1 protein-coding gene is annotated in these 1,298 nt (G+C 76.9%); it reads right to left on the reverse strand.

The genetic code is table 11. The features are described from left to right. On the reverse strand, positions 1-1,298 hold a 1,298-nt coding region (locus GTW08_RS26425), incomplete at both ends, for an aldehyde dehydrogenase family protein (RefSeq protein ID WP_161152679.1).

Raw genomic sequence — 1,298 nt, forward strand, 5'->3', positions numbered from 1 at the left:
GTCGCGGGCGGCCGGGTCGAGGTCGGCCGCCGCGGCCAGGACGCGGTCCGCGGCCGGGCCGGACGTCGGTCCCGGCCCGGGGAGGTCGCCGTCGTGCCAGGTACCGAACTGGGCGACGTAGTTGGGTCCGCCGGGCTTGGCGCCCGGGCCGAGCACCGAGCCCTTCCAGCCGCCGAAGGACTGGCGCTGCACGATCGCGCCGGTGATGTGCCGGTTGACGTAGGCGTTGCCGACCTCGACGCGGTCGAGCCAGTGCGCGATCTCGTCGGGGTCGAGGGAGTGGATGCCGCCGGTGAGGCCGAAGCCGGTGTCGTTCTGCCAGGCGATCGCCTCGTCGAGGTCGCGGGCGGCCATCAGGCCGAGCACCGGGCCGAAGCACTCGGTGCGGTGGAACCAGCTGCCCGGCGACACCCAGGCCCGCACGCCCGGTGTCCACACCGTCTCCGAGACGCGGCGCGGGCGCACCAGCCACCGCTCCCCCGGCTCCAGCGTGGTCAGCGCCCGGTGCAGCTTCGCCGAGGGCGCCTCGATGAGCGGGCCCATGGTCGTCGCGAGGTCGGTGCCGGGACCGACGCGCAGGGTGGAGACGGCGTCGACGAGCTGGCGGCGCAGCCGCCTCCCGGTGGCCGAGCCGGTCGCGGCGGGGCCGACGAGGATGGCCAGCGACGCCGCGGAGCACTTCTGCCCGGCGTGCCCGAACGCCGAGCGCACGAGGTCGGCGACGGCGAGGTCCGGGTCGGCGGCGGGGGTGACGACCAGCGCGTTCTTGCCACTGGTCTCGGCGACGAGGTTCAGGTCGGGCCGCCAGGACCGGAACAGCGCGGCGGTCTCCGACGAGCCGGTGAGCACGACCCGGTCGATCCCGGGGTGGGTGACGAGCCGGCGTCCGGCGTCGGCCTCGTCGGTGGGCAGCAGCTGCAGTGCGTCACGCGGGATCCCGCCGCGGTGCAGCGCGGCCACGCCGGCCTCGGCACACTCGCGGACCTGCGGGGCGGGCTTGAGCAGCACCGGGGCGCCCGCGGCGAGCGCGGCGAGGCAGCCGCCGAGCGGGATCGCGACCGGGAAGTTCCAGGGCGGGGTCACGGCCACGACCCGGTCCGGGGTGAACGGGGCGCCGTCGAGCTCGGCGGCGCGCTCGGCGTAGTAGGCGGCGAAGTCGACGGCCTCGGAGATCTCGGGGTCGGCCTCGGCGACGGTCTTGCCCGCCTCGTGCAGCATCACCGACAGCAGCGTCCCGCGGGCGGCGGCCAGCGCGCGGGCGGCGCGGCGCAGCGTCGCGGCCCGTTCCGCGGCGGGGA

Source organism: Pseudonocardia sp. SID8383 (assembly GCF_009864975.1).
GTDB lineage: Bacteria > Actinomycetota > Actinomycetes > Mycobacteriales > Pseudonocardiaceae > Pseudonocardia > Pseudonocardia alni.